Here is a 275-nt window from a genome sequence, read left to right as displayed (position 1 = left end):
CACTCGTATCGACGATGCTAACGAGTTTTCAGGACTGTTAACCATGAAGAAACAAACAACGCGCGACCTCGTGCGCTTCCATATCGACGCCTCTCTTGACGCGCTGGGCCTGCTGAGCGAGAGCGAACGGGCCGAGATCGCGTTGGAAGTCGCCGCCTCGCTGGCGGAAATGGCCCATCGCAGTCTCGCGCGGTCTCTCGACCCGCAGACAAGCCTGCGCCTGCTGGTCGCCGCCGAAGAACTGCGCGCCGGCTGCATATCCGAGCGCAACCGCC

Annotated in this window: 1 protein-coding gene; it reads left to right on the top strand. The window is 62.9% G+C overall.

Annotation, left to right across the window (positions count from 1 at the left end):
• Positions 1 to 43: 43 nt before the first annotated feature.
• Positions 44 to 275, top strand: a 232-nt coding sequence (locus E0702_RS17280; protein ID WP_132045759.1) for a hypothetical protein, incomplete at its 3' end; no start/stop codon positions are given.

It is taken from the genome of Halomonas marinisediminis (assembly GCF_004347715.1).
GTDB classification, from domain to species: Bacteria; Pseudomonadota; Gammaproteobacteria; order Pseudomonadales; family Halomonadaceae; genus Halomonas; species Halomonas icarae.
Note: the sequence above shows the minus strand (reverse complement) of the source record. Positions and strands in the feature narration are given on the sequence as shown.